Origin of the sequence: Streptococcus sp. 449_SSPC, from assembly GCF_001073005.1 — a bacterium.
In the GTDB taxonomy this organism is placed as follows: Bacteria; Bacillota; Bacilli; order Lactobacillales; family Streptococcaceae; genus Streptococcus; species Streptococcus salivarius_F.
Map to the genome: position 1 here is coordinate 1 of NZ_JVGR01000021.1, position 26,786 is coordinate 26,786.

Below are 26,786 nucleotides of genomic sequence, written 5' to 3' on the forward strand. Positions count from 1 at the left end.
TCTTAAAGAAGTTGGCTTGGTTGATACAGAACGTGCGCGTGTCCAAATTGTTCCACTTTTTGAAACTATCGAAGACTTGGAAAACTCTAATGATATCATGAAACAATATCTTGGTTATGATATCGTTAAACGTTGGATCAAGAATAGCAATAATTACCAAGAAATCATGTTGGGTTACTCAGACTCTAACAAAGATGGTGGTTACTTATCTTCAGGTTGGACGCTTTACAAAGCTCAAAACGAATTGACTAAGATTGGTGAAGAGCGTGGTATTAAGATTACCTTCTTCCATGGCCGTGGTGGTACTGTTGGTCGTGGTGGTGGCCCATCATACGATGCTATTACGTCTCAACCATTTGGTACTATTAAGGACCGTATCCGTTTGACTGAACAAGGGGAAGTTATCGGTAATAAATATGGTAATAAGGATGCTGCCTACTACAATCTTGAAATGCTTGTTTCAGCTGCCCTTGACCGTATGGTAACACGTCAAATTGCGGACCCAGATGAATTGGTTGATTTCCGTGAAATTATGGACGGTATTGTTAATGATTCTAATGTTATCTATCGTGATCTTGTCTTTGGAAACGAACATTTCTATGACTACTTCTTTGAAGCAAGCCCTATTAAAGAAGTGTCAAGCTTGAATATCGGTTCTCGTCCAGCAGCTCGTAAGACTATTACTGAGATTTCTGGTCTTCGTGCGATTCCTTGGGTATTCTCATGGTCACAAAACCGTATCATGTTCCCAGGTTGGTATGGTGTGGGTTCTGCCTTTAATCGCTTTATCCAAGCTGAAGAAGGCAACCTTGAGAAACTTCAACATATGTTTGAAACATGGCCATTCTTCCGTTCACTTTTGTCAAACGTGGACATGGTTCTTTCAAAATCAGACATGAATATCGCCTTCCACTATGCACAATTGGCAGAGAGTGAAGAAGTACGTAGTGTCTTCAATATTATTTTGGATGAGTGGCAGTTGACTAAGGATGTTATTCTTGCTATTGAAAAACATGATGGCTTCCTTGATGAAAGTCCATCGCTTAAAGCAAGTTTGGACTTCCGTTTACCATACTTCAATGTCTTGAACTACATCCAAATTGAATTGATTAAACGTCTTCGTAACAATGATTTGACCGATGACGAAATTAGCCTTATTCACATTACCATCAATGGTATTGCAACAGGTCTTCGTAACTCTGGTTAATAAAGTAAAGTTCATCACGTTAGTGGTGGACTTTTTGTTATGGTGAAAATTCTGTTATAATAAAACCATGATTGCTATGGAAACGATTGAAAAGCTGTCCAAAGAAAAGCTCCCCATGATAACGGTCTTGGCGGGCGAGGATTTAGGGCAGTATAGTCAAGCTAAAGAAAAATTTTTAAAACAAATTGGTTTCGATCCCAGTGACTTAACCTTTTCTTATTTTGATATGTCTGAGACTGATTATCAAGATGCTGAGCTCGATTTAGAAAGCATGCCTTTTTTTGCAGATGAAAAGGTGGTCATTTTTGATCATTTCGCGGATATGACTACTGCTAAAAAATCGTATCTGGATGAGAAAGAGTTGAAGCGCCTTGAAAATTATCTTGAGTCTCCTGTTGAAACAACACGTCTTGTCTTGATGTCTGCAGGAAAGCTAGATGGAAAGCGTCGTTTAGTCAAACTTCTCAAACGTGATGCCATGGTGCTTGAAGCCAGTCCCTTAAAAGATGCAGAACTTAGAACCTATTTTCAAAAGCAGGCGCATCAAGAGGGACTTACATTTGACACAGGAGTCTTTGAGGAACTTTTGATTAAGTCAAATTTTGACTTTTCAGATGTTCAAAAAAACTTAGCTTTTCTAAAGGGGTATAAAACGGAAGGAAATATCTCATCGCAAGATATTGCTGATGCCATTCCTAAAAGTTTGCAAGATAACATTTTTGATATGACGCAACTTCTTTTGCGAGGACAGATTCAGAGTGTTCGTGAATTAGTGCATGATTTACGGCTTCAGGGTGAAGATGAGATTAAGTTGATTGCTGTGATGTTGGGACAATTTCGTACCTATTTACAGGTTAAACTCTTATCTGCTCAAGGCAAAAGTGAGCAGCAGATTGTTTCAAGTCTGTCAGATTATTTAGGGCGTAAAGTCAATCAATTTCAGGTTCGTTTTGCTCTGAGAGATAGTCGTCCCTTATCAGTAGCATTCTTAAAAAAGACGATTAAGATTTTAGTAGAGACAGATTACCAGATAAAGACAGGAACTTTAGATAAAGATTACTTGTTTGATTTAGCATTTTTAAAAATCGTATCAAACCGCTAGAGATTTGGAGTTTTCTTTGATTTTGTAAGCAAAATTTTTGAAAGCTCTACCACTTTACGGTAAAATGAAGAAAAAATGAAAAGAGGACCTTTACTATGGCAATTATCCTTCCAGACCTTCCTTACGCTTACGATGCTTTGGAACCATACATTGATGCTGAAACAATGACTCTTCACCACGATAAACACCACGCAACTTATGTAGCAAATGCTAATGCTGCTCTTGAAAAACACCCAGAAATTGGTGAAGATCTCGAAGCACTTTTGGCTGACGTGGAACAAATTCCAGCAGATATTCGTCAAGCACTTATTAACAATGGTGGTGGACACCTTAACCACGCACTTTTCTGGGAACTCTTGTCTCCTGAAAAACAAGAACCAACTGCAGAAGTAGCAGCTGCTATTAACGAAGCTTTCGGCTCATTTGAAGCCTTCCAAGAAGCTTTCACAGCAGCAGCAACAACTCGTTTTGGTTCAGGTTGGGCATGGCTTGTTGTTAACGCTGAAGGTAAGCTTGAAGTCGTTTCAACAGCTAACCAAGACACCCCTATCTCAGATGGTAAGAAACCAATCTTGGCACTTGATGTTTGGGAACATGCATATTACCTAAACTACCGTAACGTACGTCCAAACTACATCAAAGCTTTCTTTGAAATCATCAACTGGAATAAAGTTGCTGAGCTTTATTCAGCAGCTAAATAAGTTTAAAATTATCCTCACTATTGGGGATAATTTTTTTGTAATATGATTGTAAAATCTCCTTGCTTTTTAGTGAATTATAGCTTAAACTATTATTGTTATGAAAAAAAAGAAAAAACATTCAAGCAAAAAGTATAGTGGAAGCCGCCGAAAAACTAAAGATAAAAAGAAAGATTCGGTAAAACAAGACCTTCAAAAAGACGTCCAAAAAGACACTAAAGATACTAAAAAAGATGTCAAAAAAGGCGCCAAGAAAGACAAGAAAAAATCATCGAAAAAAGATGCTAAAAAGACTTCTAAAAAATCAGTAGAGAAGAAATCTGCTGAGGAATCAGTAGTACCAGTTGAGCACAAGGAAAATGAAGCAAAAACTGAAACCTTGGCACTTAGAAGTAAGCGCTCTAAGAAATCTAAAGCTAAATCAAAATCATCTCGTGATGATAAGAAAGCTTATATTATCTTAGCTTTCCTAGGTGTTTTGGTAATTCTTTTGTTTGTTGCCATGCTTGCTTTAGCAGGACGTGGTAAACAAGTTGGTCACACTGGTGGCCTTGGAAATATCTTCGGATCTAGTTCTAAAGTCACTAAAAAAGAAGACAAAGAAAAAGAGGAAAAGGTAACTCCAACAAATAAATCAGCCGAAGCTAAACAAGCAGTCATGGAAGCAGATGCAGATACTATGTATGGTAATGGCTTGTATTATGATTATGCTAACATGACATTGAACCAAGTAGTTGAAGCATTTATGGCTGACCAAGGTATTGAGTCAAGCCAAATTGCCTTTTCATATAAAAATACCAAGACAAATGAGCAATTCTCTATGAATGATACTCAGCCAATGACTGCAGGATCAACTTATAAATTGCCACTAAACATGCTCGTCATGGATGAGGTTAACAAGGGTAAACTTTCTTTAACTGAACGTTTTGATATTACTAATACTGAGTATGAATATCAGGCTGAGCACGATAGTTATGTTGCTGCTTTCGGTGGTTCGATGACTATTCCAGAGATGCAAGAGTATTCTCTTGTTTACTCTGAGAACACTCCTGCCTATGCTTTGGCGGAACGCCTTGGTGGTATGGAAAAATTCTATGGCATGCTCGATAAATACGGTAAATCAAAAGGTGAAGTGAAGACTATCCAAATGCATGGTAATAAGACGACAACGGATTATTATATCCAAGTTTTGGATTATCTTTGGAAACACCAAGAGGATTATAAAGACATTCTCAAATATTTAGGAGAGTCTTTCCCAGAATATTATTATAAAACATATAATCAAGGATTGACTATTTATCAGAAACCAGGTTATGTTCGTGAAGCACTTAACGTTGATGCTATTGTAATGGAAGATACACCGTATCTTATTGCAATTTATACACGTTACCTAGGAGGTTCTAACGAAGAAACTTCAGAGGTTAATAATGTGGGATTACAACAATTAGAGATGCTCTCTTATGTCATTAATGAGTGGCACCGTGTCAATATGAACTAACAAAGAAAAGCCGAGTTTATCGGCTTTTTTTCTATACAATTGAACAAAAAGTAAGAAGTACTATTCCTAGAAAAAGAAATGGGACAAATGCGATGCATTCTTTAAGATTTCTTCGTAGAAGGAAGTAAGCTAGTCCTAATAGGCAGGCAATTTCGATAATTAGTAGTATTTTTGAAAATGGGAAAATAAGTGAGGCACTTGCTAAGTAGAGAAAATCTCCTTCCCCAATATTTAGATGTTTCATATAAGAAAGGATAGCGAGGATTATACCTAAGGCAAATGTGATGTAGTAGTTGCCCATGAATAAGAGTGGGACTGTTCCAACTATCCAAATCAGAAGCGGATAGGATTTATGTTTCAAATCAAAAATCGACAGACAAAGGCTGAAGTAAAGAAAGTAGGTCACTTCAAGACTTAAAAAGTCATAGAAATATAGCAGGGATATTACTCCACAAAATAGTTCCATAAAGAGGTAACGAAAAGGGATAGGAGTCTGACATGAACGGCATCGAGATCTTAAGAAAAGTTGTGAGAGGATAGGGATCATCTCGAAAAAACGCAGCTGATGCTTGCAATGGCTACAGTGACTTCTAGGGAAAATAATCGACCTCTCAGGAAAACGATCACAAATTAGTCCGATGAATGAACCAAAAGAGGCTCCTAGAAAAAAATAAATAATACTTAACATACCTAATTATTCGAAAAAGAGTGAGAAAAAGCATTTTACTTGCATCTTATTTAGAAATATTCTAAAATAAAAGTATAAATAATAGTAATTCTAAATAAGGAGTATTAATATGGTAGATTCAATTAAAGAAACAATCAATGAAACAGTTAACCAACAAGCTGAAACACCTTCATATACAAAAACTAAAGCAGTTTTGAATCAAGCAGTCGCTGATTTGTCTGTAGCAGCTTCAATTGTTCACCAAGTTCATTGGTATATGCGTGGTCCTGGTTTCCTCTATCTTCATCCAAAAATGGATGAATTGATGGATAGTTTGAATGCTCACCTTGATGTTGTTAGTGAACGTTTGATTACTATTGGTGGGGAACCATACTCAACTTTGGTAGAATTTTCATCTAATTCAGGCTTGACTGAAACTACTGGTACATTTGATAAACCAATGTCTGATCAAATCCAATTATTGGTTGATACATACAAATATTTGTCAGTCTTGTTCCAAGTTGGTTTGGATATCACAGATGAAGAAGGAGATGCTCCTTCAAATGATATCTTCACTGCAGCTAAATCTGAAATTGATAAGACAATCTGGATGTTGACTGCAGAACTTGGACAAGCTCCAGGCTTGAGATAAGCATTTTTGAGTTAAGATGATTGTCAAGAGTTCCTCTAAAAGTGTATAATAGACATAAAATACTTTTAGACGAAGGGAGGCGGCGATATGTCTGAGCATCGACGTAGTCTAGGCGTTTATGAAGATGTCCTGAATCAGTTAAAAGCTAAAGGAATTCGGTTGACGGAATCTCGTAAAGCTGTTATTCGCTATTTGATGATGTCTGATCAACACCCTAGTGCAGATGTGATATATTATGACCTACTCCCTGACAATCCTGGGATGAGTTTGGCGACGGTCTATAACAACCTGAAGGTGTTGGTTGAAGAAGGGATTGTCTCTGAAATCAAGGTTAATAATGATAATACAACCTATTATGATTTTATGGGACATGACCACTTAAACATTGTTTGTGAAAAATGTGGTCACATTACTGACTTAGACTTACCGATTCCGTCTTTCAAGGAAGAGGTAGAATCACAAACTGGATTTCGCATTACTCGTGAACAGATGATTTTACATGGGATTTGCCCGAATTGTCAATAACCTGAGTCTAAATGACTTAGGTCTTTTTTGAAGTATACAATAATCTGTAAAGGTTTTCAAAACTATCTTGTCATGGCAGAAGCTTTTTGCTAAAATATTGCTATGAAAACTTTATATGACGTTCAACAGTTGTTGAAACAGTTTGGCATAGTAGTTTACCTGGGAAAAAGGCTCTATGATATCGAAATGATGAAGATTGAATTAGAAGCCCTCTACCAGAATGGTTTGGTGGACAAGGACAGCTACCTTACTGCTGAAATGATTTTACGACGTGAACATCGCATTGAAATGGAGAAAGAAAATGAGTAAAAAACTCTTGGGAATTGACCTTGGTGGAACAACTGTTAAATTTGGTATTTTGACTTCAGAAGGTGAAGTGCAAGAAAAATGGGCGATTGAAACAAATACGCTTGAAAATGGTCGTCACATCGTCCCTAACATCGTGGAGTCTTTGAAACACCGTTTGGAAATGTACGGACTTACTGCAGAAGATTTCATTGGAATTGGTATGGGTTCTCCAGGAGCTGTTGATCGTGAAAATAAAACGGTTACTGGTGCCTTCAACTTGAACTGGGCAGAAACTCAAGAAGTTGGATCTGTCATCGAAAAAGAACTCGGTATTCCATTTGCCATTGATAATGATGCTAACGTTGCTGCCCTCGGTGAACGTTGGGTTGGTGCTGGTGCTAACAATCCTGATGTTGTCTTTGTGACATTAGGAACAGGAGTTGGTGGTGGCGTTATCGCTGATGGTAACTTGATTCATGGTGTTGGCGGTGCTGGTGGTGAAATTGGCCACATTATCGTTGAGCCTGAAACAGGATTTGAATGTACATGCGGAAACAAGGGGTGTTTGGAAACTGTAGCTTCAGCAACAGGTGTTGTACGTTTAGCACGTCATTTGGCTGAAGGATACGAAGGGAACTCTTCTATTAAAGCTGCTGTAGATAATGGTGAGCAAGTGACAAGTAAAGATATCTTCGTAGCTGCTGCTGAAGGTGATAAGTTTGCTAATAGCATTGTTGATAAAGTCTCTCAATACCTCGGACTTGCAACAGCAAACATTTCAAACATTCTTAACCCAGATTCAGTTGTAATCGGTGGTGGTGTTTCAGCAGCTGGTGAATTCTTGCGTAGCCGTGTTGAAGGATACTTTACACGTTATGCATTCCCACAAGTTCGCCGTACAACAAAAGTGAAATTAGCAGAGCTTGGAAATGATGCTGGAATCATTGGAGCTGCTAGTCTTGCACTTACAATTGATAACTAATGACAGAAGGTGTGTCTGACCAATTATAGGTGGACAGCACCTTTTTCTTGTTGAAAAACGTTTACAATCAGCTGAGCTCTGCCATTTTGTTGAAAATGTGGTATACTTTAAAAGTTGAAATAAAAATTAAAGAGGAAAAAATGACTAAACTTAGAGAAGATATCCGTAACGTAGCCATCATTGCCCACGTTGACCACGGTAAAACAACACTTGTTGATGAATTGTTGAAACAATCACACACTCTTGATGAGCGTAAAGAGCTTGATGAGCGTGCAATGGACTCAAACGATCTTGAAAAAGAACGTGGAATTACAATTCTTGCCAAAAATACAGCTGTTGCTTATAACGGCACACGTATCAACATCATGGATACACCAGGTCACGCGGACTTCGGTGGAGAAGTTGAACGTATCATGAAAATGGTTGATGGGGTTGTCCTTGTTGTCGATGCCTACGAAGGTACAATGCCTCAAACACGTTTTGTGCTGAAAAAAGCGCTTGAGCAAAACTTGACACCTATCGTTGTTGTTAACAAGATTGATAAACCATCAGCACGTCCTGAAGAAGTTGTTGATGAAGTTCTTGAACTCTTCATCGAGCTTGGTGCCGATGATGATCAGTTGGAATTCCCAGTTGTGTATGCGTCAGCGATTAACGGTACATCATCATTGTCAGATAACCCTGCTGATCAAGAGCACACTATGGCTCCAATCTTTGACACTATTATTGATCACATCCCAGCTCCTGTAGATAACTCAGATGAGCCTCTTCAATTCCAAGTGTCGCTTCTTGACTACAATGATTTCATTGGTCGTATCGGTATTGGACGTATCTTCCGTGGAACTGTAAAAGTTGGTGACCAAGTTACCCTTTCAAAACTTGACGGAACAACAAAGAACTTCCGTGTTACTAAACTTTTCGGTTTCTTTGGTTTGGAACGTCGTGAAATTGAAGAAGCAAAAGCTGGTGATTTGATTGCCATCTCAGGTATGGAAGACATCTTCGTTGGTGAAACAATTACACCAACTGATGCTGTTGAACCATTGCCAGTTCTTCGTATTGACGAACCAACACTTCAAATGACTTTCTTGGCGAATAACTCACCATTTGCCGGCCGTGAAGGTAAACACGTGACATCACGTAAGGTTGAAGAGCGTCTTTTGGCAGAGTTGCAAACAGACGTTTCTCTTCGTGTTGATCCAACTGATTCTCCAGATAAATGGACTGTATCAGGTCGTGGTGAATTGCACTTGTCTATCCTTATTGAAACAATGCGTCGTGAAGGATACGAACTTCAAGTGTCTCGTCCAGAAGTTATCATCAAAGAAATTGATGGCGTGAAATGTGAGCCATTTGAACGTGTTCAAATTGATACTCCAGAAGAGTACCAAGGTTCTATCATCCAAGCCCTTTCAGAACGTAAAGGTGACATGCTTGATATGCAAATGGTTGGTAACGGTCAAACTCGCCTTATCTTCCTTGTACCAGCTCGTGGACTTATCGGATTCTCTACTGAATTCTTGTCTATGACACGTGGTTACGGTATCATGAACCATACCTTCGACCAATACTTGCCAGTTGTTGCTGGTGAAATTGGTGGACGTCACCGTGGTGCCCTCGTTTCTATCGATACAGGTAAAGCGACAACTTACTCAATTATGCGTATTGAAGAACGTGGTACAATCTTTGTTAACCCAGGTACTGAAGTTTATGAAGGTATGATTGTTGGTGAAAATGCTCGTGAAAATGACCTAGGTGTCAATATTACTACAGCAAAACAAATGACAAACGTGCGTTCAGCAACTAAGGACCAAACGGCTGTTATCAAGACTCCACGTATTTTGACTCTTGAAGAATCACTTGAATTCTTGGATGATGATGAATACATGGAAGTAACGCCTGAATCTATCCGCTTGCGTAAACAAATTTTGAATAAAGCAGAGCGTGATAAAGCCAATAAACGTAAGAAAAAAGCAGCAGAAGCTGAATAATATATAGAGAGGAGAAGAGATGTTTTATCTGATTGTTGCTGTATTGATTGCATCATTCTATTTCTTTATTGCACCAAAGTCGGTAAAAAACACCATGAATCTTCTCTTTGTCATGGCTACCTTAGCATTGCTCCTACTTTTAGCAGTGCTATCAATCATTAAATTCTTCAGCCTACCTGGTGAGTTCTTTGTTACAGTTGGAATGCTTGTATTGAGCTATTTCACCTTGAAAGATTTTTTCGCCATGTCGGAGCTTAATCATGAAAAAGCTGATCATGAAGATAAATAAGTAGCATGAGATTAAAAGTCAGTCTGATAGATTGGCTTTTTCTTTTACCAAGAAGAGGTAACTCCTTGAAATAGCTTGGGATAAAGGGTAAAATGATTATGATACAATTTGAGAGAATGGACGAATTATGAAATCAGTAACACAATTTGAAAATAAAAAAGTTTTGGTCCTTGGCTTGGCTAAATCTGGCGAAGCAGCTGCCCGCCTGTTGGCTAAGTTGGGTGCTATTGTCACAGTAAATGATGGTAAACCATTTGAGGAAAATCCATCGGCTCAAGCCCTTCTTGAAGAAGGCATTAAGGTTGTTTGCGGCGGACATCCTCTTGAACTTTTGGATGAAAATTTTGAATTAATGGTGAAAAATCCTGGAATTCGTTATGACAATCCAATGGTAGCTCGTGCACTAGAAAAAGGTATTCCTGTTTGGACTGAAGTGGAATTGGCCTATCTAGTATCTGAAGCACCTATTATCGGTATTACAGGGTCAAACGGTAAGACAACAACGACAACTATGATTGCTGATGTCCTAAATCATGGTGGTAAATCAGGTGTCTTGTCTGGGAATATTGGTTTCCCTGCGTCAGAAGTTGCACAGTCAGTAACTAATCAAGATACCTTAGTTATGGAATTGTCTTCTTTCCAATTGATGGGGATTGACAGCTTCCATCCACATATTGCTGTGATTACTAACTTGATGCCGACACATATTGACTATCATGGTAGTTTTGAAGAATATGTGGCTGCTAAATGGAATATTCAAAATCAGATGACTGCGGATGATTTTGTTGTTTTGAACTTCAATCAAGATTTAGCTAAGGAATTGGCTACACAAACTAAAGCACAAGTAGTTCCATTCTCAACAGTGGAAAAAGTAGATGGTGCCTATCTTGAAAATGGTGGTCTCTACTTCAAAGGTGAATTGGTGATGCAAGCCGATGAGATTGGCGTTCCTGGTAGTCACAATGTTGAAAATGCCTTGGCAACTATAGCTGTAGCAAAATTGTCAGGTATTTCAAACCAAGCTATCAAGGAAACTCTCGCAAGCTTTGGTGGGGTTAAGCACCGTCTCCAATTCGTTGACACTATCGATGAAGTGAAATTCTATAATGATAGTAAGTCAACAAACATTTTAGCGACACAAAAAGCACTTTCTGGTTTTGATAATAGCAAAGTCATTTTGATTGCCGGTGGTTTGGACCGTGGTAATGAATTTGATGAACTCATTCCTGACATTACTGGTCTTAAGAAAATGGTGATTTTAGGAGAATCAGCTCCCCGTGTCAAACGTGCTGCTGATAAAGCGGGCGTGACTTATCTTGATGCCAAAGATGTGGCAGATGCGACACGTATTGCTTTTGATCAAGCAAGTGCAGGAGATGTTGTCTTGTTGAGCCCTGCAAACGCAAGTTGGGATATGTACAAGAATTTCGAAGTGCGTGGTGACGAATTTATCACAACTGTTGAGCAATTGAAGGGATAGTCTATGGCAAAAGCGAAAAAGATTGTTTTTACCGGTGGTGGAACCGTTGGACATGTGACTTTAAATCTTATCTTAATTCCAAAATTTCTCAAAGATGGATGGGAAGTGCACTATATCGGTGACAAGCACGGGATTGAACATGAGCAGATTGATAAATCTGGCTTAGATGTGACTTTCCATAGTATTGCTACAGGTAAACTACGTCGTTATTTCTCATGGCAAAATATGTTGGATGTCTTTAAAGTTGGTTGGGGGATTCTTCAGTCTATTGCAATTATTGCCAAGATTCGCCCCCAAGCACTCTTTTCAAAGGGTGGATTTGTCTCAGTGCCACCGGTAATTGCTTCTAAATTATTAGGAGTTCCTGTATATGTGCATGAGTCTGACCTTTCTATGGGCTTGGCCAATAAAATTGCCTATAAATTTGCGACTACTATGTTTACGACTTTTGAACAATCAAAAGGATTGGCAAAGACAAAACATGTAGGTGCTATTACAAAGGTAGGAATGGCGACATCTAATCAGTCTGGTGCCCTTGATAAGATTAAAGAACAGTTTGATGACAACTTAAAAACTGTCCTTTTCATTGGTGGTTCAGCTGGTGCAAAGGTATTTAATGATTTTATTAGTAATACTCCACAGCTGACTGAAAAATATAATGTCATTAATATTTCTGGGGACTCTTCATTGAATACCTTAGAACGTCATCTTTATAGAGTTGATTATGTGACAGATTTGTACCAACCTCTTATGGATACGGCAGATTTAGTTGTAACTCGTGGTGGCTCAAATACGATTTTCGAATTGTTGGCTATGAAAAAACTTCATTTAATTATTCCTTTAGGGAAAGAAGCTAGCCGAGGAGACCAACTTGAAAATGCTGCCTATTTTGAACGAAAAGGCTACGCACGTCAATTACAGGAAACAGAATTAAGTTGGGAAACCTTGAATCATGAGCTTGAACAACTTGTTGAACATGCAGAGACTTACAAAGAAGCGATGGCTAAATCTGATGAAATCACTTCTCCTGATGATTTTTATAACCTATTAGTGACTAGTATTTCAAAAAAATAAAGGAATTTCATGGCAAAAAAGGATCAAGAATCACAAGAAAAACAAGTTCTTACAGAGTGGCAGAAGAGAAATCTCGAATTTTTGAGAAAAAAAGAAACCGAAGATTCTGAAGAATTTGCGAATGGAAAGGTCGTTCATTCACAAGAAGCGACTTCAAATGAGAGCCAGCCACCAGTGAAAAAGAAGGTTAAAAAGAAAAAAAAGACCAAAAGGAAGAAACGAAAAAAAGGTAATACAACTAGTAATATTCCAATTGCACAACAAAATCTTGCAGGACTAGTTGTTTTTATCGCTGCACTCCTAATCGTATTTTCACTTTTCTTTATTTCACCTTGGTCAAAACAAAAGGTTCTCACTGTATCAGGAACAAAAAATGCTTTACCAGAAGATGTGAAAGTTGCAAGTGGTATTCTTGATACAGACTATATCACTCATGTCTTTTTCAACCAAGGAAAGGTTGCATCAACTGTTGAAAAAACTAATGTTTGGGTTAAAAAGGCTACAGTTACATATAGTTTTCCAAATCAATTTAATATTGCAGTAAAAGAATACCCAATCGTGGCTTATCGTCAAACTACAAATGGTTATGTTTCTATTCTTCAAAGTGGTAAGACAGGAGGAACAGTTTCAACTAGTAATCTACCTGATAAATTCATCACCTTAAAGATGGATGACGAGAAGAAAATCGAAGAGTTAGTAAAAGAATTAAATAAACTTGATACAAAAATCAAGAATAATATTCAAATTATTAATCTTACGCCTACTAAAGCAACTTCAGATTTACTAACGATTGAGCTGTATGATGGCAATTCCATTCGTGTTCCACTTTCTCAATTAACAGTTAAGCTTCCTTACTACGAGAAAATTAAGAGTCAACTTTCAGATGGAAGTATTGTAGATATGGAAGTTGGACTTTATACAACGACTCCTGAAGTTGAATCATCAAAAACTGATGGGGATAAAAAGAAAGATAAAGATAAGACTGATAAAAAAGAAGAAAATGCAACTTCTGAAGAAGGTCAAGATACTACAACATCAACGGAACAGCATTCTGAAGAAGAAACTATTTCTGAAAATTCAGGTATTCAAACAGAAGAAAATCCACCAGTTGGTCAGGAAACAACTCATCGGACTTCCCCTGCTCAAGGCTAATATTGAATAATAAAAAACGTAAAATGCTGACATTTTACGTTTTTTTATGGTACAATAGTATCCGAATAATTCTGTTTTTATACAGTTTACAAAGATATTGAATGGAAAGATTGAGAGGTCGAGTGAATGGCTAGAGATGGCTTTTTTACAGGATTAGATATAGGAACTAGCTCGATTAAGGTTCTTGTTGCTGAGTTTATTGATGGATCAATGAATGTCATCGGAGTAAGTAATGTTAAGAGTTCTGGTGTGAAAGATGGCATCATTGTTGACATTGACGCTGCAGCGAAATCAATCAAAACAGCTATTGAACAAGCAGAAGAAAAAGCTGGGATTGTTATTGAGCAAGTGAACGTTGGGCTTCCAGCTAATCTTCTTCAAATTGAGCCTACACAAGGTATGATTCCTGTAACAAGTGAATCAAAAGAAATCAAAGATGAAGATGTTGAAAGTGTTGTTCGCTCAGCCTTGACAAAGAGCATTACACCTGAGCGTGAGGTTATCTCACTAGTTCCTGAAGAGTTTATTGTTGATGGCTTCCAAGGAATTCGTGATCCTCGTGGAATGATGGGGATTCGTCTTGAAATGAGAGGTCTCATATACACAGGTCCAACAACAATTCTTCACAACCTTCGTAAGACAGTTGAACGTGCTGGTATTCAAGTAGAGAATATTATCATCTCTCCTCTTGCAATGACACGTGCTGTTCTAAATGAAGGTGAACGTGAGTTTGGTGCTACTGTTATTGATATGGGTGGCGGTCAAACAACTGTTGCGAGCATGCGTGCTCAAGAACTTCAATTTACCAATATTTATTCTGAAGGTGGCGAGTACATCACTAAGGATATTTCAAAAGTTTTGAAGACTTCAATGCAGATTGCTGAAGCACTTAAGTTCAATTTTGGTAATGCAGATATTGAAGAAGCAAGCGAAACAGAAACTGTCCAAGTAGAAGTTGTAGGTGAGAATTCACCAGTTGAGATTACAGAAAAATACCTTGCTGAGATTATCTCAGCTCGTGTTAAGCATATCCTTGATAGAGTTAAACAAGACTTGACTCGAGGACGTCTACTTGATTTGCCTGGTGGCATTGTCCTTGTAGGTGGAACAGCTATCATGCCAGGTGTGGTTGAAGTTGCTCAAGAAATTTTTGAGACAAATGTTAAACTTTACGTGCCAAATCAAGTTGGTATCCGTAATCCAATGTTTGCAAATGTGATTAGTCTTGTTGAGTATGTTGGTCTTCTTACAGAAGTTGATATCATCGCGCAACAAGCTGTGTCTGGTGAAGAGTATCTTCGTCGTAAACCAATCGACAATGAGGCTCCTGCCTTGAGTTTTGATAGAACTCCAGCTCCAGCACCTCGAGTGGCTCCTCAACCAAATCCTATTCCAGTTGAGAATACCATTGAGGTACCTCTGCCAGTTGAAGAAGAAAATCATGAACAAAAACAAAAACTTGGTGATCGTGTTCGTGGTATTTTCGGCAGTATGTTTGATTAATTGAATCTAGTAAAAGCGAGGAAATAAAATGAGTTTTTCATTTGATAGCGCATCAGTTCAAGGTGCGGTAATTAAAGTTATCGGTGTCGGTGGAGGTGGCGGAAACGCCATCAACCGAATGATTGAAGAAGGTCTTGCTGGTGTTGAATTTATTGCAGCTAATACTGATATTCAAGCACTCAGCTCTTCTAAAGCAGAAACAGTAATCCAATTGGGTCCTAAATTGACTCGTGGCCTTGGTGCCGGAGGTCAACCTGAAGTTGGTCGTAAGGCAGCTGAAGAAAGTGAAGAAACACTTACAGAAGCACTTACAGGAGCTGATATGGTCTTTATCACTGCTGGTATGGGTGGTGGCTCTGGTACAGGGGCAGCACCAGTTATTGCACGTATTGCGAAAAGCTTGGGTGCATTGACAGTTGCAGTTGTGACACGTCCATTTGGATTCGAAGGTAACAAACGTGGTGCCTTCGCTGTCGAAGGTATTCAAGAGTTGCGTGAGCAAGTTGATACCCTTCTTATTATCTCTAACAATAACCTTCTTGAAATCGTTGATAAGAAAACACCACTTCTTGAAGCTCTTAGTGAAGCAGATAATGTTCTTCGTCAAGGGGTCCAAGGTATTACGGACCTTATCACTAACCCAGGTTTGATCAACCTCGACTTTGCCGATGTGAAAACAGTTATGGCAAATAAAGGTAATGCACTTATGGGTATTGGTATTGGTTCAGGTGAAGAACGTATTGTTGAAGCTGCGCGCAAAGCAATCTATTCACCACTTCTTGAAACTACTATTGATGGTGCAGAAGATGTTATCGTTAACGTAACTGGTGGTCTTGATATGACGCTTACAGAAGCAGAAGAAGCATCTGAAATTGTTGGTCAAGCAGCTGGTAGCGGTGTTAACATTTGGCTTGGTACATCAATCGATGATACATTGAAAGATGAAATCCGTGTAACTGTTGTTGCAACTGGAGTTCGTCAAGATCGTGCTGAAAAAGTATCTGGTATGAAAGCTCAGCCACGTAAAGTGACTACAGCTCCTTCACAACCATCAGCTCCTGCTCAACAAGTTGTTCAAGAAGAGCAACGTCCAGTTTCTCAACCTTCATTTGAACGTCAACCAAATTTTGACTATAATGAAACACCTTCAATGCCTCAAGCAGGAGTTCGTCCTGCAGCGGCAGCTCCTCAACAAGAGCAGTCAGCTTTTGGTAATTGGGATTTGAGACGTGATAATATTTCTCGTCCTGAAACTGGTCAACTAGATAGTCAATTGACTATGTCTACATTCTCAAGTGATGTTGAAGATGATGATGAATTGGAGACACCACCATTCTTTAAAAATCGTTAATAATGACTATAGAAGAGAATAAAAATAATGTTTATCAAGCGGTAAAAAAAGCTTGTGATAAGGCTAATCGCTCTAGTGATGATGTCAATATTATTGCTGTAACCAAATATGTTTCAAGTGATGTCGCTGAAGAATTAGTTAAAACGGGAATCAAGCACATTGCTGAAAATCGCGTTGATAAATTCTTAGATAAGTATCAAGCTTTAAAAAATTATGATTTGACTTGGCACCTTATTGGTACCCTGCAACGTCGTAAAGTAAAGGATGTTATTAATTTAGTTGATTATTTTCATGCTTTGGATTCTGTTAAATTGGCAGAGGAAATTCAAAAGCGTGCCGACCACACCATTAATTGCTTCCTACAAGTTAACGTTTCAGGTGAAGAGTCAAAACATGGTTTTTCACCTGAAGAACTTGATACTGTTCTAAAACAAATTGAAAATCTTGATAAGATTTGTATAGTTGGACTCATGACTATGGCTCCAATTGATGCAGATGCTCAAGAACTTGATAAGATTTTTGCTGAGACAAATGAACTTAGACAATCAATTCAAGAGAAAAAACTAAAGAATGTTCCTTGTGATCAGTTAAGCATGGGGATGAGTCGAGACTATGACATGGCTATTCAGAATGGATCAACCTTTGTCAGAATAGGCAGTGCATTCTTTAAAGAGAACGGAGAATAACCTTATGGCATTAAAAGACGCAATTGATAAAATTGTTTCATATTTTGATACCGACGAAGTAACAGATTATGAAGATGCTGCTAAAGAAGAGGCTAAAGAACGTCCAGTGAAAGCACAGAAACCTGTGCAGACACCACCTCCTCGTCAGCAACGTCAACCTGAGCGTTCTCAGGCAACAGTCCCTCCTCGTCGCCAACATGTTCATTCAGACTTACAGGAAACTCAAGTCCTTCGTAGTTTACCTCTGAGTCGTTCACAAGCAAACCAGGGACCACAACAAATGAATACAACTAAAACAACAATTGCAATTAAATATCCTAAAAAGTATGAAGATGCTCAGGAAATTGTAGAACTATTGATTGAAAACGAATGTGTTTTAATCGATTTTCAATATATGTTGGAAGCGCAAGCTCGTCGTTGTCTTGACTTTATTGATGGTGCTAGCAAGGTACTTACAGGCAACTTGCAAAAAGTTGGCTCTTCAATGTATTTGCTTACGCCAATTAATGTCGTTGTTGACATCGAAGAGATTGGGTTGGCACATGGCAATCAAGAAGCTAATTTTGACTTCGACATGAAGAGACGTTAAGCGATGTCTGTATTACTTTATGTTATTTGGGCACGTGTTGTTAACGTGATAGAGATTCTTCTTGTAGTCTATGCGTTCTTATCCTGGTTTCCAGGAGCTTATGACACTAGCCTTGGAAGAATCATTAGACAAATTGTTCAACCGATTCTCGCACCATTTCGTCGCTTGAATTTAGCTTTTGCTGGTATTGATTTTTCAATATTGGTAATTGTACTTCTACTAAACTTTTCACTTAGAATTCTTAGATTTATTCTACTCTGATGTCAGATATTAAAAATATTGAACAGCATTACTCGTTAGATGAACGGCCTTTTCTAGAGAAGGTTAGGGGATTTTGTCAATTAGTTGATGATAGGTACAGTCCTTACTTAACTGATTTCTTGAATCCTCGTGAAATTCAGATTGTTGAAGAGTTAGCTCATTACTACAATTTAAAATTTTTTGTGAGTTCTACTCCTGAATCTGAAGAATATGGAAGAGTTATTCTTGCTCCCGAATATTACGAGCTTGATGACGAAGACTTTGAAATTAAACGCCTAGAAATCTCTTATGCGAGACAGTTCAATAAATTGACACACCCAAAAGTTTTGGGAGCACTGATTAATCAACTTGGTCTTGACCGTCAAGTATTTGGAGATATTATTCTTGATGAAGAAGGACGCGTTCAATTTTCCATTGCTTCTCATTTAGCAAGTTATGCGATAATGACTATTACTAAGATTGGTAATGTTTCGGTTACTCTAAAAGAAGTAAGTAAAGACGATTGGATTTCAAATCAAGAAAATTATTCACAATCTTTTGTTTTACTTTCCAGTATGCGTCTTGATAATGTGTTGGCGACGGTACTAAACCTATCCCGTTCTAACGCCTTAAAACTTATTGCTTCTGGAAAAGTTAAATTAAATTATAGACAAATTGAGAAGGCTAATCAGACGGTTATGATTGGTGATATGATTTCGGTTAGAGGTTATGGTCGATTTCGACTAGCTCAACGAGACGGATTTTCAAAGTCCGGGAAAGCTAAAATCGTTATTGAAAGTCTGTTAAGACGGAGAAAAAAGTAGTTATTTAATTTAAACCATCAGATATGGTAATGAAAAATAAAGGAGGCCTGTAATGGCTATTACAGCACTTGATATTAAAGATAAACAGTTTACAACTAAATTTCGTGGATATAATGAGCAAGAAGTTGATGAATTTCTTGATATTATTGTAGATGATTATGAAGATTTGGTTCGTGATAATCGTGAACTTGCTGCTCGTGTAAAAGAGCTTGAAGAAAAATTGGCTTATTTTGATGAAATGAAAGAATCATTGAGTCAATCAGTTATTTTGGCTCAAGAAACAGCTGAAAAAGTTAAAGCTTCAGCGGCTGATGAATCAGCTAACTTGATTAATAAGGCTAACTTCAATGCTACTCATTTGGTTGAAGAAGCTAAATCTAAGGCATCTGAAATTCTTCGTGATGCAACAGATGAAGCCAAACGAGTTGCCATCGAAACAGAAGAACTTAAGCGTCAAAGTCGTGTCTTCCACCAACGCCTATTGGCTGCAGTTGAAGGTCAACTTAGCTTAGCAAGTGCTCCAGAATGGGGTGAATTGTTGCAACCAACAGCTATTTATCTTCAAAATTCAGATGCTGCCTTTAAAGAAGTTGTTGAAAAAGTTTTGGATGAGCATGTACCTGATTCAAATGACGCAGCTTCATTTGATGCAACTCGTCAATTCACTCCTGATGAAATGGCTGAACTTCAACGTCGCGTTGCTGAAAGTAATAAGCAAGTTGAAGATTTCTCTAGTCCAGAAGTTGATGAAACAAACGAAGTTGTCTCAACTCCAGTTGATTTTGGTATTCCAGATACTTTCGAGAGTGAAGTGGCAGATTTCCCAACTTCAGCACCAGTAGATGAAGATTTTGATTTGCAACCTGAGTCAACAGGTGAAATTAATCTTAACGAAACACAAACGTTTAAATTGAATATTAGCGAATAAGAAAAATACAACTTACCAAGTATATTAACAGCGAGTGGGAGATGGTGTGAGTCCCACATTCCCTATTTGGATAGTTATCATTTTCAAGCATTCTAACTGAACTAAGTAAGTTAGAAGGATGGTCCTCCTTACGGACATATGAGGGAGCAAATGTTTTTTGCTCTGAATTAAGGTGGTACCACGAGCTTTCGTCCTTTTTGATGAAGGCTCTTTTTATTTAGTAAATTAATTTAAAGAGGAGATATAATGAAACTCAAAGAAACCTTAAATCTAGGTAAGACAGCTTTTCCAATGCGAGCTGGACTTCCTAACAAAGAACCAATCTGGCAAAAAGAGTGGGAAGATGCTAAGATGTATCAACGTCGTCAAGAGTTGAACCAAGGTAAACCTCACTTCACTCTTCATGATGGTCCTCCGTATGCCAATGGTAATATTCACGTTGGACATGCGATGAATAAAATTTCTAAGGATATCATTGTTCGTTCAAAATCAATGTCTGGTTTCTATGCTCCTTACGTTCCTGGTTGGGATACGCATGGTCTTCCAATTGAGCAAGTGTTGGCAAAACAAGGTGTGAAACGTAAAGAACTTGATCGTGCTGAATATCTTAAGATGTGTCGTGATTATGCACTTTCACAAGTTGACAAACAACGTGAAGATTTCAAACGTCTTGGTGTTTCGGCTGATTGGGATAATCCATATGTTACTTTGACACCAGACTATGAAGCTGCACAAATCCGTGTCTTTGGTGAGATGGCTAAAAAAGGTTACATCTATCAAGGTGCAAAACCAGTTTATTGGTCATGGTCATCAGAGTCAGCACTTGCTGAAGCAGAAATCGAGTACCATGATTTAGTTTCAACCTCACTTTACTATGCCAATAAGGTTAAGGATGGTAGAGGAGTACTAGACACAGATACATATATCGTAGTTTGGACAACAACACCATTTACAGTAACAGCTTCACGTGGTTTGACTGTTGGTGCTGATATTGAATACGTTCTCGTAAAACCTGCCGGAGAAAACCGAAAATTTGTCGTTGCTTCTGAATTACTTAATAGCCTTTCTGAGAAATTTGGTTGGACTGATGTGGAAGTACTTCAGTCATGCCGTGGTGAAGAATTGAATCAAATCGTCACTGAACACCCATGGGATACAGAAGTTGATGAGCTTGTTATCCTTGGTGATCACGTTACTACTGATTCAGGTACAGGTATCGTCCATACGGCTCCTGGTTTTGGTGAGGATGACTATAACGTAGGTATCGCTAATGGCCTTGAAGTTGCCGTAACCGTTAATGAGCGTGGTATCATGATGGAAAATGCTGGTCCTGATTTTGAAGGTCAGTTCTACGATAAAGTGGCGCCAATCGTTATGGAAAAACTCGGTGATTTGCTCCTTGCTAAAGAAGAAATCTCACACTCATACCCATTTGACTGGCGTACGAAGAAACCAATCATCTGGCGTGCTGTGCCACAATGGTTTGCCTCTGTTTCTAAATTCCGTCAAGAGATTTTGGATGAGATTGAAAAAGTTAAATTCCATTCTGAGTGGGGGAAAGTTCGTCTCTACAACATGATTCGTGACCGTGGTGACTGGGTAATCTCTCGTCAGCGTGCTTGGGGTGTGCCTCTCCCAATCTTCTATGCTGAAGATAAAACACCAATCATGACTGAAGAAACAATCGAACATGTGGCTAAACTTTTCGAAGAGCACGGTTCAGTTATCTGGTGGGAACGTGATGCCAAAGATCTTCTTCCAGAAGGATTTACACATCCGGGTTCACCAAATGGTGAGTTTACTAAAGAAACTGACATTATGGACGTATGGTTTGACTCAGGTTCATCATGGAATGGTGTCGTTGTTAACCGTCCTGAGTTGACTTATCCAGCTGACCTTTATCTTGAAGGTTCAGACCAATATCGTGGATGGTTTAACTCATCACTTATCACATCTGTTGCTAATAATGGTGTTGCACCATACAAACAACTCTTGTCTCAAGGTTTTGCGCTTGATGGTAAGGGTGAAAAGATGTCTAAATCCCTCGGTAATACTATTGCTCCTAGTGATGTTGAGAAACAATTTGGTGCTGAAATTCTGCGTCTTTGGGTAACAAGTGTTGATACAACTAATGACGTTCGTATCTCAATGGATATCCTTAGCCAAGTATCAGAATCTTATCGTAAGATTCGTAACACACTTCGTTTCTTGATTGCTAATACATCTGACTTCAATCCAACAACTGATGCAGTAGCCTTTGAAGACTTGCGTTCTGTAGATCAGTACATGACTATTCGATTTAACCAATTAGTTAAGACTATTCGTGATGCCTATGCAAACTTTGAATTCTTAACTATCTACAAAGCCTTGGTTAACTTTATTAACGTTGAGTTGTCTGCTTTCTATCTTGATTTTGCCAAAGATGTGGTTTATATTGAGAGTGCAGAATCACTTGAACGTCGTCAAATGCAAACAGTCTTCTACGATGTTCTTGTTAAGATTACAAAACTATTGACTCCAATTCTTCCTCACACTGCAGAAGAAATTTGGTCATATCTTGAATTTGAAACAGAAGACTATGTTCAATTGTCAGAGTTGCCAGAAGCAGAAGATTTCGCTGGTCAAGATGCACTTCTTGAAAAATGGAATGCCTTCATGGATTTCCGTGGCCAAGCTCAAAAAGCTTTGGAAGAAGCGCGTAACGAAAAAGTTATCGGTAAATCACTTGAAGCTCATTTGACAATCTATCCTAATGCTGAAGTCAAAGAACTTCTTGAAGGTTTGAACACTAACCTTGCTCAACTTTTGATTGTTTCAGCATTGACTATTGCTGAAGGAGATGCTCCTGAATCTGCTGTAAGCTTTGAAGGTGTAGCATTCACAGTAGAACGTGCTGAAGGTGATGTCTGTGATCGTTGCCGTCGTATCGATCCAACTACCAAAGAACGTAGCTACAATGCGACTATCTGTGATCACTGTGCTAGCATTGTTGAAGAAAACTTTGCTGAAGGTGTAGCAGAAGGTTTTGAAGTAAAAGCAAAATAAAATAAAAAGAGTTCAATTTGAACTCTTTTTCTATTTGTTTTTCGAATATAGTATTGAACACAATAAAGAAAAAACTAGCTCAGCTAGTTTTTTCTTATAGTCCGTAGTTATAATCATCATCTTGCATGGCTTCAACAGTACCTAGAAGGTAACCATTACCAACTTGAGAGAAGAAGTCGTGGTTAGATGTTCCTGTAGAAATACCATTCATAACGATTGGGTTAACATCGTTCGCACTATCTGGGAAGAGTGGATCTTGTCCTAGGTTCATGAGAGCCTTGTTGGCGTTATAACGTAGGAAAGTCATGACTTCCTCAGTCCATCCAACACCATCATAAAGAGATTTAGTGTAGAGCTCTTCATTTTCATACAATTGGTAGAGAAGATCATACATCCATTCACGGAAACTTTCTTGCTCTTCTTCAGGTAATTCGTTGAACCCTAGTTGGAATTTATAGCCAATATAGGTTCCGTGAACAGATTCGTCACGGATAATGAGCTTGATGATTTCAGCGACGTTAGCCAGCTTGTTATTACCAAGATAATAGAGTGGAGTAAAGAACCCTGAATAGAAAAGGAATGTTTCAAGATATGTTGAAGCAACCTTTTTCTGAAGAGGTGTTCCATTTTCATAGATATCGTTAATGATTTTCGCCTTGGTTTGTAGGTATTCGTTACTGTTAGTCCACTCGAAAATTTCTTCAATTTCAGATTTAGTATTCAAAGTTGAGAAGATTGAAGAGTAAGATTTCGCGTGAACAGATTCCATGAACTGAATGTTGTTCAATACAGCTTCTTCATGAGGTGTACGGACGTCTGCACGAATGGCTTCAACACCAGTTTGAGATTGCATGGTATCTAGCAAGGTTAAACCACCGAAAACTTTTCCAACCAAATCCTTTTCTTCAGCTGAAAGTTTACGCCAGTCATCAAGGTCATTTGAAAGTGGGATACGTGTATCGAGCCAAAATTGTTCGGTCAATTTTTCCCAAGTAGATTTATCAATCGCATCTTCGATTTCATTCCAGTTAATGGCTTTGTAGTAAGTTTCCATTAGAAACCTCTTTCTTTATTGATATCGTTACTATTTTATCATAATTCAAAATCATGATATAGTTTTTTGAGTTGATCTATTAAAAAAGTCGGCGAACCGACCTTTTAATGCATTTTGTAAATAAGACTAGTGAAGGTGTTACCGTTAAATCACTATCTTAGATGACACAGCTTTCACATTGGTTAGAACCAACCTCTTCACCGTCATCTGTATAAGTACGGATGTAGTAGATTGATTTAATTCCCTTGTTAAAGGCGTAGTTACGAAGGATAGAAAGGTCACGAGTCGTTTGTTTATTTTCTGTTTTCCATTCGTAAATTTCTTTTGGTAACTCACTACGCAAGAACAGGGTTAATGACAAACCTTGATCAACGTGTTCAGTCGCAGCGGCATAAACGTCGATAACTTTACGCATGTCCATGTCGTAGGCTGAAGTGTAGAAAGGAATTGTGTCTGTTGAAAGACCGTTGGCTGGATAATAGATTTTTCCGATTTTCTTTTCTTGACGTTCTTCAATACGTTGTGTGATTGGATGGATAGAAGCCGAACAGTCGTTAATGTAAGAGATTGATCCATTTGGCGCAACAGCCAAACGGTTTTGATGGTAGAGTCCATCTTTCTTAACGAGTTCACGGAGTTCTTCCCAATCTTTGGCTTGTGGGATGAAGTGGCCATCGAAAAGTTCTTTTATACGATCAGATTTAGGAACGTATTGGCCTGTAACGTATTTGTCAAAGTAAGAACCATCAGCATATTTTGATTTTTCAAAACCGACAAAGGTTTCTTGACGTTCACGGGCAATGTTGTTAGATTCAACTAAAGTCCAGTAGTTCATAAGCATGAAGTAGATATTAGTGAATTCAACAGATTCAGGGCTACCATACTCGATATGGTGTTTAGCGAGGTAAGAGTGAAGCCCCATAGCTCCCAAACCAAAGGTATGAGCTTGTTGGTTACCATTTTTGATAGATGGTACAGCGTCAATACTTGAGCTATCTGTAACAAAGGTAAGCGCACGTGTCATTGCTCTAATCGAACGACCAAAGTCAGGTGAAGTCATCATGTTAAGGATATTAGTTGATCCAAGGTTACATGAAATGTCTGTACCGAGTTTAACAAACTCTTGTGCATCGTTAAGTTCACTTGGTGTTTGAACTTGAAGAATTTCAGAACAGAGGTTGGACATGATAATCTTACCATCGATTGGATTGTGTCGATTGGCTGTATCAACATTGACGATATATGGATAACCTGATTCTTGTTGGAGTTTAGAAATTTCAGTTTCTAGCTCACGGGCATTAATCTTGGTTTTTGTGATATTTGGATTGGCAACCAACTCATCGTACATAGCTGTAATATCAATGTAGTTATATGGTTTACCGTACTCTTTTTCGACTGAGTAAGGACTGAAGAGGTACATATCTTCATTATTACGTGCCAACTCGTAGAATTTATCTGGAACTGTAACACCAAGTGACAGTGTCTTAACACGCACCTTCTCATCAGCATTCTCTTTCTTAGTAGAAAGGAAGGCAAGGATGTCTGGGTGGAAAACATCCAAATAAACAACACCAGCACCTTGACGTTGGCCAAGTTGGTTTGAGTAAGAGAAGCTATCTTCGAAAAGCTTCATAACAGGCACGACACCAGAGGCTGCCCCAGCATATCCTTTGATAGGAGCACCAGCTTCACGAAGGTTAGACAAGCTAATACCTACCCCACCACCAATACGTGATAACTGGAGGGCAGAGTTGATAGAACGTCCGATAGAATTCATGTCATCCGTTACTTGAATAAGGAAACATGACACGAGCTCACCACGACGGCTACGTCCAGCATTTAGAAATGAAGGAGTAGCAGGTTGGTAACGTTGGTGAATCATTTCGTTGGCAAGGTCACTAGCTAGGTTTTCATCACCATCAGCAAAGTAAAGGGCGTTGAATAGAACACGATCTTCAATACTTTCGAGGTAAGACTCGCCATCGTTTGTTTTGAGGGCATATTGTTGGTAGAACTTGTAGGCTGCCATGAAAGATTGGAAGCGGAATTTTTGAGAATGAATTTCTGCAGACAATTTTTCGATGAAAGCAGGTTCGTATTTACCGATGAATTCAGACTCAATATAATCGTTCTCAATCAAATAATTAATTTTATCTGTGATGCTGTTGAATGCCATTGAATTTGGCTTAACGTTTTCAAGGAAGAAGGCACGAAGCGCTTCTTTATCCTTATGCAAAGGAATTTGACCGTTAACAGGACGGTTAATTTCGTTGTTGAGGCGGAAGTATGAAACATCGCCAAGATTTTTTAAAGACATAATACAGATACCAGGCTCAGTTTAATAGTAGATTAAGGTTAAAATATTAAACTAAGCAAACAAGTTCCTTTCTATATAAAAACTTGATAATTAAAGGATTTCTTTAAGTTTAGCCGGTTGAAAACCTGAAAAGACGATATCGCCGGCTTCAATAACTGGAGCAGCAGTGAAACCGAGGCTTTTAACGTAATCGATTTTTTCTGGCTGTTCATCAATGTTGATTTCTTCGAAATCAGCACCTTCCTTTTCCAAGAATTTTTTAGTCATTTTGCACTGCATGCAGTTGTTTTTAGAAAACAATGTGATCTTTGCCATTGCAAATACTCCTTTATAAAAAGATTTTAAGTGGCCAAGAGCCACTTTTTCGACTCTAATAGAATACCCAAAATATAGGGAAAAATCAAGCTAAATATCTTAAGGAAATACAAGATTTTGTGTTTAGTATTAAAACACAACCCTATATCTTGTGTTTTAAAGGCTTTTTTAAGTTTCCTAAATTAAATAGGATTTGTTTATGGAATTGACTAAAAAAGAAATATCTCACCTCTGATGTTATATAATATAACATCAAAATGCCAATTCTATTTGTTTTTTCAAAAAAAACAGTGTAGAATAAAGAAAATTTTTAACTAATGGAGGTTCAA

25 protein-coding genes and 1 other annotated feature are annotated in these 26,786 nt (G+C 38.2%); of the genes, 21 read left to right on the forward strand and 4 right to left on the reverse strand.

The genetic code is table 11. The annotated features are described in order from the left end of the window. The 4 genes from ADH51_RS03540 to ADH51_RS03555 form a co-directional block, all read left to right on the forward strand. Positions 1 to 1,207 (forward strand): phosphoenolpyruvate carboxylase (locus ADH51_RS03540; RefSeq protein WP_048674443.1); only part of this gene is annotated, 1,207 nt, incomplete at its 5' end. Between the two features lie 67 nt (positions 1,208 to 1,274). After that, positions 1,275 to 2,309, forward strand: a complete 1,035-nt coding sequence (holA, locus tag ADH51_RS03545) for a DNA polymerase III subunit delta (protein WP_037600911.1) — start codon at positions 1,275 to 1,277, stop codon at positions 2,307 to 2,309. Positions 2,310 to 2,404: 95 nt separating this feature from the next. After that, the gene (gene sodA / locus ADH51_RS03550; protein WP_002884006.1) at positions 2,405 to 3,010 is read left to right on the forward strand and encodes a superoxide dismutase SodA; all 606 of its coding nucleotides are present in this window, start codon (positions 2,405 to 2,407) and stop codon (positions 3,008 to 3,010) included. Between the two features lie 97 nt (positions 3,011 to 3,107). Next, complete coding sequence (locus ADH51_RS03555; RefSeq protein WP_080702553.1) at positions 3,108 to 4,505, forward strand: serine hydrolase; 1,398 nt, start codon at positions 3,108 to 3,110, stop codon at positions 4,503 to 4,505. Positions 4,506 to 4,536: 31 nt separating this feature from the next. Here ADH51_RS03555 and ADH51_RS09820 read toward each other — a convergent pair whose 3' ends face one another. Beyond that, positions 4,537 to 5,193 carry a prepilin peptidase gene (locus tag ADH51_RS09820; protein ID WP_080702554.1) on the reverse strand — a complete coding sequence of 219 codons (657 nt, stop codon included), beginning with the start codon at positions 5,191 to 5,193 and terminating at the stop codon, positions 4,537 to 4,539. A 109-nt stretch (positions 5,194 to 5,302) separates the two neighbouring features. Between ADH51_RS09820 and ADH51_RS03560 the strand changes: the two genes are divergently transcribed. The 17 genes from ADH51_RS03560 (at position 5,303) to ileS (ending at position 22,771) form a co-directional block, all read left to right on the forward strand. Further along, positions 5,303 to 5,824: a Dps family protein gene (locus ADH51_RS03560; protein WP_014634248.1), complete on the forward strand. Its 522-nt coding sequence runs from the start codon at positions 5,303 to 5,305 to the stop codon at positions 5,822 to 5,824. A gap of 87 nt (positions 5,825 to 5,911) precedes the next feature. Continuing rightward, entirely contained in the window at positions 5,912 to 6,349 is a 438-nt protein-coding gene (locus ADH51_RS03565) for a Fur family transcriptional regulator (RefSeq protein WP_002884117.1), read from the forward strand. Positions 6,350 to 6,451: 102 nt separating this feature from the next. Then, positions 6,452 to 6,658: a YqgQ family protein gene (locus ADH51_RS03570; RefSeq protein ID WP_014634249.1), complete on the forward strand. Its 207-nt coding sequence runs from the start codon at positions 6,452 to 6,454 to the stop codon at positions 6,656 to 6,658. After that, complete coding sequence (locus ADH51_RS03575; RefSeq protein WP_048674446.1) at positions 6,651 to 7,619, forward strand: ROK family glucokinase; 969 nt, start codon at positions 6,651 to 6,653, stop codon at positions 7,617 to 7,619. The genes ADH51_RS03570 and ADH51_RS03575 overlap by 8 nt, the downstream gene beginning before the upstream one ends. A gap of 140 nt (positions 7,620 to 7,759) precedes the next feature. After that, entirely contained in the window at positions 7,760 to 9,610 is a 1,851-nt protein-coding gene (gene typA, locus ADH51_RS03580; protein ID WP_048674447.1) for a translational GTPase TypA, read from the forward strand. 19 nt (positions 9,611 to 9,629) lie between these two features. Beyond that, positions 9,630 to 9,899: a DUF3165 family protein gene (locus ADH51_RS03585; RefSeq protein WP_048674451.1), complete on the forward strand. Its 270-nt coding sequence runs from the start codon at positions 9,630 to 9,632 to the stop codon at positions 9,897 to 9,899. 127 nt (positions 9,900 to 10,026) lie between these two features. Then, positions 10,027 to 11,379, forward strand: coding sequence for a UDP-N-acetylmuramoyl-L-alanine--D-glutamate ligase (gene murD / locus ADH51_RS03590; RefSeq protein ID WP_048674452.1), 1,353 nt, complete (start codon positions 10,027 to 10,029; stop codon positions 11,377 to 11,379). Positions 11,380 to 11,382: 3 nt separating this feature from the next. Next, positions 11,383 to 12,453 carry a UDP-N-acetylglucosamine--N-acetylmuramyl-(pentapeptide) pyrophosphoryl-undecaprenol N-acetylglucosamine transferase gene (locus ADH51_RS03595; protein WP_037611520.1) on the forward strand — a complete coding sequence of 357 codons (1,071 nt, stop codon included), beginning with the start codon at positions 11,383 to 11,385 and terminating at the stop codon, positions 12,451 to 12,453. Between the two features lie 9 nt (positions 12,454 to 12,462). Then, entirely contained in the window at positions 12,463 to 13,605 is a 1,143-nt protein-coding gene (locus ADH51_RS03600) for a cell division protein FtsQ/DivIB (RefSeq protein ID WP_038675731.1), read from the forward strand. A gap of 126 nt (positions 13,606 to 13,731) precedes the next feature. Next, positions 13,732 to 15,108 (forward strand): cell division protein FtsA, encoded by a 1,377-nt coding sequence (ftsA, locus tag ADH51_RS03605; RefSeq protein WP_022496829.1) that lies wholly within the window; start codon positions 13,732 to 13,734, stop codon positions 15,106 to 15,108. 28 nt (positions 15,109 to 15,136) lie between these two features. Further along, positions 15,137 to 16,459, forward strand: coding sequence for a cell division protein FtsZ (gene ftsZ / locus ADH51_RS03610; protein WP_002884133.1), 1,323 nt, complete (start codon positions 15,137 to 15,139; stop codon positions 16,457 to 16,459). Between the two features lie 2 nt (positions 16,460 to 16,461). Then, entirely contained in the window at positions 16,462 to 17,145 is a 684-nt protein-coding gene (locus ADH51_RS03615) for a YggS family pyridoxal phosphate-dependent enzyme (protein ID WP_048674456.1), read from the forward strand. 4 nt (positions 17,146 to 17,149) lie between these two features. After that, a complete protein-coding gene (locus ADH51_RS03620; protein WP_038675734.1) occupies positions 17,150 to 17,734 on the forward strand; it encodes a cell division protein SepF in 585 nt (194 codons plus the stop codon). Between the two features lie 3 nt (positions 17,735 to 17,737). Continuing rightward, entirely contained in the window at positions 17,738 to 17,995 is a 258-nt protein-coding gene (locus ADH51_RS03625; RefSeq protein WP_004182719.1) for a YggT family protein, read from the forward strand. Further along, positions 17,995 to 18,798: an RNA-binding protein gene (locus ADH51_RS03630; protein WP_002883997.1), complete on the forward strand. Its 804-nt coding sequence runs from the start codon at positions 17,995 to 17,997 to the stop codon at positions 18,796 to 18,798. Before ADH51_RS03625 ends, ADH51_RS03630 begins: the two co-directional genes overlap by 1 nt. A 52-nt stretch (positions 18,799 to 18,850) precedes the next feature. Beyond that, a complete protein-coding gene (locus ADH51_RS03635) occupies positions 18,851 to 19,726 on the forward strand; it encodes a DivIVA domain-containing protein (RefSeq protein ID WP_002884119.1) in 876 nt (291 codons plus the stop codon). Further along, positions 19,713 to 19,925 (forward strand) — a binding site (T-box leader). Its footprint overlaps the gene before it by 14 nt. A 47-nt stretch (positions 19,926 to 19,972) precedes the next feature. Beyond that, entirely contained in the window at positions 19,973 to 22,771 is a 2,799-nt protein-coding gene (ileS, locus tag ADH51_RS03640; protein WP_048674459.1) for an isoleucine--tRNA ligase, read from the forward strand. Between the two features lie 94 nt (positions 22,772 to 22,865). On the opposite strand, the gene nrdF is transcribed toward ileS, so the two are convergent. The 3 genes from nrdF to nrdH form a co-directional block, all read right to left on the reverse strand. Continuing rightward, positions 22,866 to 23,825, reverse strand: coding sequence for a class 1b ribonucleoside-diphosphate reductase subunit beta (gene nrdF / locus ADH51_RS03645; protein ID WP_014633295.1), 960 nt, complete (start codon positions 23,823 to 23,825; stop codon positions 22,866 to 22,868). A gap of 157 nt (positions 23,826 to 23,982) precedes the next feature. Then, the gene (gene nrdE / locus ADH51_RS03650) at positions 23,983 to 26,142 is read right to left on the reverse strand and encodes a class 1b ribonucleoside-diphosphate reductase subunit alpha (RefSeq protein ID WP_013990782.1); all 2,160 of its coding nucleotides are present in this window, start codon (positions 26,140 to 26,142) and stop codon (positions 23,983 to 23,985) included. Between the two features lie 90 nt (positions 26,143 to 26,232). After that, on the reverse strand, positions 26,233 to 26,457 hold the full coding sequence (nrdH, locus tag ADH51_RS03655; RefSeq protein ID WP_003096895.1) for a glutaredoxin-like protein NrdH: 225 nt from the start codon (positions 26,455 to 26,457) through the stop codon (positions 26,233 to 26,235). Positions 26,458 to 26,786: the final 329 nt, after the last annotated feature.